Annotated in this window: 6 protein-coding genes; all 6 read right to left on the minus strand. The window is 47.1% G+C overall.

Features of this window, described 5'->3' with window-relative positions:
* Positions 1-80: 80 nt before the first annotated feature.
* Positions 81-1,883, minus strand: coding sequence for a type-F conjugative transfer system mating-pair stabilization protein TraN (gene traN, locus C9J12_RS29335; RefSeq protein ID WP_107246883.1), 1,803 nt, complete (start codon positions 1,881-1,883; stop codon positions 81-83).
* 1 nt (position 1,884) lies between these two features.
* On the minus strand, positions 1,885-2,616 hold the full coding sequence (gene trbC, locus C9J12_RS29340) for a type-F conjugative transfer system pilin assembly protein TrbC (protein WP_107246886.1): 732 nt from the start codon (positions 2,614-2,616) through the stop codon (positions 1,885-1,887).
* Entirely contained in the window at positions 2,613-2,990 is a 378-nt protein-coding gene (locus C9J12_RS29345; protein WP_107246889.1) for a hypothetical protein, read from the minus strand. Before C9J12_RS29345 ends, trbC begins: the two co-directional genes overlap by 4 nt.
* Positions 2,991-3,781: 791 nt before the next feature.
* Positions 3,782-4,249, minus strand: a complete 468-nt coding sequence (locus tag C9J12_RS29355) for a hypothetical protein (RefSeq protein WP_107246894.1) — start codon at positions 4,247-4,249, stop codon at positions 3,782-3,784.
* 205 nt (positions 4,250-4,454) lie between these two features.
* Entirely contained in the window at positions 4,455-4,805 is a 351-nt protein-coding gene (locus C9J12_RS29360; RefSeq protein ID WP_107246898.1) for a hypothetical protein, read from the minus strand.
* Between the two features lie 91 nt (positions 4,806-4,896).
* A complete protein-coding gene (gene traU, locus C9J12_RS29365; protein WP_107246899.1) occupies positions 4,897-5,874 on the minus strand; it encodes a conjugal transfer pilus assembly protein TraU in 978 nt (325 codons plus the stop codon).
* Positions 5,875-5,876 lie beyond the last annotated feature (2 nt).

A 5,876-nucleotide genomic window follows, 5' to 3' on the forward strand; every position in this document is an offset into this window, starting at 1 on the left:
AATTCAGCAACGTATCAAACAAGCCATGAAGGAGAAACAATGAGTATTCTGACGGCGGCGCTGCGCCGCCGTCAGAATACTCATTGTTTCTCCTTCATGGCTTGTTTGATACGTTGCTGAATTTGTCCGTTGTCGGGTAGCGTCATGTTGCTGTGCAAATCGGTGTAAAAATCCGAAAAGTCGATGGCGCTAAAGTCCATCTGCTGCATCTGCTCTGGGGTAATGGCTGAGCAGTCAGGGTGTTTGGCACTGCCAAAGTCCATGCCTAACTGGGGCTTGCCTTGCTCCTGAACGATACGGGCGAGCTTGCTGTCAAAGGTGCAATAGGCTTTTTTCTTGCGAATACAGACCCCAAGCACTTTTTCTGCGCAGTATTGGCCAAGGCTGATAGTGAGTTTCTTTTCTTTGGCTTCCATCAGGGCTTTTTCTTCATCACTGCACTGTGCTAGTCCGATATCACTGCCCCAGCCGCTGTCTTTACAGCAATCACTGAGTCCAATGGGCTTTTTACTGCATGTCATGGGCTTGCCAGTAAATATCAGCGGTGGATCGCCTAATCCCTTGGCGGCATCACTGATGGCGGCCAGGTTTGAAGCAGCCTGGTTAAATTCGGTATTGTGAGTGCCTTCGGGGGTAAAGCATTCGCCATCGAGGCAATACGAGGTGTTACCGCAAATCAGGTTGGTATCGACACAGGTTTGGGTGGTGCATTTTTTGGTGACTTGCTCTTGAACACAGATGCCTTGGGTGTTTTTGCTGCATTGGCGGGATTGTTCGACACAGGTGGACAAGCTGGCACAGGTATCTGGATAGGAACACTGATAGGTTTGGCGTTTCTTCCAGCAAGGCAAGGTTTGGTATACCCCGTGTAACCAGCGTGAACCGGCGCCCTCTACGCAGACTTCTTGTGTTTTGCTGCACTCAGGCAGCTTGGGACCGCAACTGTTTTTCCAACCAATATTCAGAGTGCGTGTTTTCCAATGTACTGTAATCGCTCCCCTGTCCATCAGGTGAACACCCGTGCGTCCATCGGCGGCGCGGATAGTCAAACTAAGGGTGGGCGTATCGATAGATACGTTCATCTTTTGTGCTCCTACCTCAGACCAGCAAAAGCTGCCGATGGGTCCACACATATCCCATGGGTCTGACCAATAGGGTGATGCGGGTGCATTCTTGATATGCCGTCCATTGGCATAAATGGACACTGACCGCGTATTTGATTGAACCCCGAAAGGGGGGAGCTCTATTCTTGTGACAATGACCTTTGCGGGAAGGGTGATGTGTAATCCTGCGGATGTCACCCTTGCATTGCCTGCGTTACTTCTTGGGTAGCTCATGGGGAAGCGTTGGCTGCCAATATGCTCATTTTGAGAAATAACATACGGGGTAATATCACAGGTATAGGGGGTATGGGTTGGTTGCGAGCACTGCTTGACCGACTCGCTGAACTTACACGTTTGCCCTTTTTCGCAATCATGGTATTGAGACACCAAACCATGGCTAATGGTATAGGCATCATTCATGTACCCTGCGGCGCGGCTATAAGCCGGGTCGTTAGGGTCAATGGCGGGCCTGCCTTTGTTGAAATTCGACGTTACTGCCTGGGCGGTCTCATCAGTCGCCATGGCCGCGGTCTTGGCGCTGTCCATGGCGGTGGCATCGTTTCGATACCGGGTTTGTTCGGGATTGGTCAGTTGCTGCTGGCAGGCGGTGTCTTTGCACAATTCATTAACGGAAAAGTTGGTAAATTCTGACTGGGCTTGGGTCTTGCCTGCGGCCTGTTTGGCCCAGTTGACGTTCTCTTGATAGCGCTGCTCTTGGCTGGCCATAACGGATGTTGTCATGACCAAGAGAGCAGCCAATGTCACGACATGGCATCTCATCTTAATTTCTCCTTGAAAGTACCTGTTGGGCGACATCGGGCACCTCACCGTCACGGGCGAGGGTGGCCAGGGCGTCATACAGTGAAATGTTGCCGTAGAGCACATCAAAATCGCTGTCGCGGCAGGGTTGTTTGGGTAAGCACGCACCGGGTTTGATGGCGGCAAACGCGGGCACCTGCTGGATGTTCAGTTGTTTGAACCATAACGGGTTGATGGCCATGCCGCTGTTAATGGCGCTGTCCTTGTCCGTTTGGATGAGTGATTGAATGGCGGCCACCGTGGCCGCAAACCCTTGGGGTAACACGCCGCGAATGACAATCGGCACCTTGAGCTCGCTGCTTTGCATCATCAATTGGCGCAAGGCGGCGGGCGGCATGGTCAGTGAGGCGAAGACAATCACGCCCCGGGCGGCGCTGTTGGGGTTATCGTTGATATCGGCCTGTTTCAATATCGGTGACAGTGCCTCTTGCTGGGTGGCCAGCATTTCGCTCTCAAACTGTTTGGCGTTATTCCACAGCGTATTGAGATCAAGGATCGGTTCGTTCTCGGGGGCCTGGGCCTGTATTTCCCGCTGTTGCAGGGCTTTGAGTTCGGCTTTGCTGTAGCCGATGTCGGCGTTGGCGGTGCTGAATGTCAGTGTGACGAGCAGGGCTAAAAGGAGCGTTCTGTTTTTTAGCGCGATGATACGATTGGTTATCTTTTGTGATGGGGCGATGTCCGATATGTTGATCATTGATTTTTTCCTTCAATACCCGGGGTTATTGTTTGCCCTCGCCTTTGCGGTTTTTGTAATGAAATACCAATAAAGCTAAGAAAACAGCAGGCACTGGCGAGCCCTGATAACCAAGGTGGCGGAGTGAGAAGCAGCGCCATGGTTATGCCGCAAAGGAGAAGGGGGGTAGGGATTGGTTTTGCGATGCGGTTGCGTGCTCGATTTCGTTGTTTTATCCCAAATACCATCACATGCCCCAGTACAAGGACAATGATTATATCTCTGACCGCCGTCACGGATTGATCATAAGCCAGCCATTGCAAGGTCATGGCAAGGACCGCAAAGCCGCCTTGCCAAATGAGAGCTGGGTTATTGGATGTAGAGACAGATTGCATGGGTCTTCTCCTTTATAAAAAGACTAATGAGAAATAAGAATAAGGATAAATTTGATCACTGGTTAAACGTCGTTATTCGTGTCGTATTAACGGTAATTTGAGTTCGATGTAATATTTGAAGTCTCAGTTTGTTAGAGGGAAATAATGGAAAAAGTTATTTCAATAGTCTTATTTTGAAATTAAGCGCCTTATTTTTTCAAAGAGTCTTTTTTGATCATTTTGATTAAAACAATCGTTAACCAAAGGGCCGTATATATGAGTAAGATTTTAATGGTGAAGCTTAACGAAGCACACCAGAAGGAATCAAAATGTGGTTGTAACTCAGAGAGTGTTTGGCTCGTATCTACAGTGCCATTACTGAATGCGAGGTATACCTTTTGAACAAATACTGTTGTAAGCATAAAAAAAGCACTGGCGATAATAATGAAAACAGATCGTATAGCGGCTAAACAGTGACTGAGGACGGTTAAATATTTAATGATATTAATTTCTTTAAACGATCGTGATATCAAAAGTTCAATCATTGTGAATGATGTAATTCCTTGTTATTTCGTGCATAAGTTACTCCCTGAATGCTGTAGTTCAATAATAAATGCTGTGGGCGATTACCGATTGTATTCTCTTTAGGTCAACGTTATGAACTTAAAAGAAGAGAGCAAAATCGGGCTCATATCGAACAAAAGAGAATTGCATCAATAATAGAATTGATAGCTCAAGAGTTGGATTATATGTTAACGGTTTTATGTTGAATCCTCGTGTTACGATAAAACATTTGAAATAAATATTAAAAGTCAATCAAAGCTAGAGTCCAAAAAAAGTACGCTGCCTAGACAAAATCTATTTAATCGCGTGAGAGAGCATAGGAATTCATATTCCCAGTTTGAACGATCATTTTTATGAAAATTATTGACAATGATAATGTTTCTTTCCGGGTTATATAATGAGTGTTTTATTACACCATTAAGAATATGAAGAATAGAATCGTTATTTATTTTTGATATGTCGGTCAATAGTGCGGCGTATCTTTCATGTTTCTTTGTAAGAGCTAATATTTTTGTTTTTTGATTTTTGTTGATTAGCGGCGGGCGTTTCATGTCTACTATATGGAGTTGTATATTGTGTTTTGTGCAAAAGTCAGATGTTTCTTTTAATGCATCTTTTGGATCGCCCAAAAAAATAATGTTGTTATTGCCGTTTGCCGATTTTTTGAAAATATAACGTAGGTAGAAAGGGTTTTTACAGGTAATAGCATTCATCATAACGATAGTTCCTTTTCTTTAAATGATTGTGATATCAAAAGTTTAATCATTGTGAATGATGTCATTCCTTGTTATTTCGTGCATAAGTTACTCCTTGAATGAGTTAAGCCTTTTGTCGTGCCGCGTTTCGGATGCTGGGTGAGAGGCTGTGCTGGGGCCGCGATCCAAATAAAAAATCGAAAGCGTTTGCTGATCTATTATTCTCTTAATGTCCTGTTTGAATCTGCCTATCATTAAAAAACAAGATTAACGTATCAATTTTCTGTCTTTCCCATTGAACACCCTGGTCTGTATGGTTACGGACAATAGGACTATCAAGGAAGCAAAGCGGTAATTCAACGCCGTGAAGTGTTTCATCATTTTTGTTCAACGCGTGGCAAAAAACATCACGAGTATTAACATGCTGGTCTGTTAGCCATTGTAAAAACAGGTCACTATCTGCCGGCATTATAATCATTGGCTCCACATCGGGGAGTAGGTCTACATCGTATTTGTTTTTGAAGTAATAGGGGTAGATCTCCAATGGCTTGCTTGTATCGATTTGATGATGTTCCATGGTTGAGTCCTATTCGGCTTTAATTCGTTTTACGCAATTTAATCTCATATGGGCTTATATTTCTTGATGCCCCATTGGGTACCGTGCGGAGTTATAGGAAAACGCAATTGCGCTTCCTGAAATTGACAAAGCCAAAGTTGTCCCCGGTCACGGGGTTGTCGTGGCCCATCTCCCACAGGGCGGTCGTGGTGGTGTAAGGGTGGCACCAGGCCGCATCGGGAATGCTGTTGGTCATCTGATAGCGGTAGCGCGACTTGGGCAGAATGGGTTCTGGCCACTGGTAACAAATGGCCCCGTCTGCGCCGCGGGTTTCCCACACAATGCCTTCGCGATGCAACTTGAAGTTCAACCGCTCCATGATGAGGGTGCCTGCTTGGATCGGGGTGTCGCGATAATTGGTGGTCCCCGTCAGTGGATAAGCCGAGCCCTGCGAGCCTAGGCACCAGAACAAGACATCAAAGGGCAGCGCCAGATTGGTACTGGTGGCGATGGATTCCGGTATGCACGCCAGTTGGGCGATGAGGTTGCCGAATAAAATGGCTTCGGGGTTCAAGATGAACGCCAGTTCGTCGTCATCCCACAGCGGATCAATTTCGGTCATGTAGGCGACATCAAAGGCGTCGGTGGCCATGCAGGCGGCGCTTTGCATGATTTGCAGCCAGTACACAATCGGGTACTTGTACCAGTGGGCGTGATAGAACCCGCCATCGGACGAATCATTGTCCCGGCTGGTTGAGCGTCCGCCGAGTTGTTGTATATTCCCCGCGTTGAGCTCCATGCCCATATTGACCATGCAATAGGGTTTGCGGGTTACATCCACCAAGGAATACGGCTCCCAGTAGCCGATATTGAGCCCAATCTGCATGAATATCGGTGGCGGTTTGGGGCAAAATGATATTGGCATGGTCGGGTTTTCGGTATCCGGGTACTGTGATGGCATGACCGGGACACTGCCAATGGTCATCGGGAACATACATGACCAACAAATATCGGTCATCGGGTTCACAAAGGTGCCGGTACAGGCCGGGACGCCCGCGCGTAGCGGACTGGCGAATACGAGCAGGGCCAGGC

This window comes from Photobacterium frigidiphilum (genome assembly GCF_003025615.1).
Classification (GTDB): Bacteria; Pseudomonadota; Gammaproteobacteria; order Enterobacterales; family Vibrionaceae; genus Photobacterium; species Photobacterium frigidiphilum.

What these genes read in the sequence shown, in the direction of transcription:
- traN (WP_107246883.1), bottom strand. Translation starts at nt 1,883, where the DNA reads ATGAGATGCCATGTCGTGACATTGGCTGCTCTCTTGGTCATGACAACA.
- trbC (WP_107246886.1), bottom strand. Translation starts at nt 2,616, where the DNA reads ATGATCAACATATCGGACATCGCCCCATCACAAAAGATAACCAATCGT.
- C9J12_RS29345 (WP_107246889.1), bottom strand. Translation starts at nt 2,990, where the DNA reads ATGCAATCTGTCTCTACATCCAATAACCCAGCTCTCATTTGGCAAGGC.
- C9J12_RS29355 (WP_107246894.1), bottom strand. Translation starts at nt 4,249, where the DNA reads ATGATGAATGCTATTACCTGTAAAAACCCTTTCTACCTACGTTATATT.
- C9J12_RS29360 (WP_107246898.1), bottom strand. Translation starts at nt 4,805, where the DNA reads ATGGAACATCATCAAATCGATACAAGCAAGCCATTGGAGATCTACCCC.